The 389-nt window shown below is 71.5% G+C and carries 1 pseudogene; it reads left to right on the forward strand.

Going from position 1 to position 389, the window contains the following annotated elements:
• Nucleotides 1-389: pseudogene (locus GO615_RS30135) on the forward strand (ACP S-malonyltransferase); the annotation flags it as partial.

Here is a 389-nt window from a genome sequence, read left to right on the forward strand (position 1 = left end):
GCTCAAGGCCGAGCCGCCGGCGAAGGCACGCGTGATCCCGCTCCAGGTCGCGGGTGCCTTCCACACCGAGCACATGACGCCGGCCGTGGAGCGGCTCAGTGTCTTCGCGCGGGCCATCTCGACGCACGACCCTCGCATCCCCCTCGTGTCGAACAAGGACGGGCTCGTCGTCCACGACGGCCCGCGGGTGCTGCGCCGCCTCGTCAGCCAGGTGAGCAACCCGGTGCGCTGGGATCTGACGATGGAGACGTTCAAGGCGATGGGCGTGACGGGCCTCATCGAGGTGCCGCCGGCCGGCACCCTGACGGGCCTCGCCAAGCGTGCCCTGCCTGGTGTCGAGACCCTGGCGCTCAAGACCCCCGACGACCTCGACGCGGCGCACCGCATGG

The sequence above is a fragment of the Aromatoleum evansii genome, assembly GCF_012910805.1.
Classification (GTDB): domain Bacteria; phylum Pseudomonadota; class Gammaproteobacteria; order Burkholderiales; family Rhodocyclaceae; genus Aromatoleum; species Aromatoleum evansii.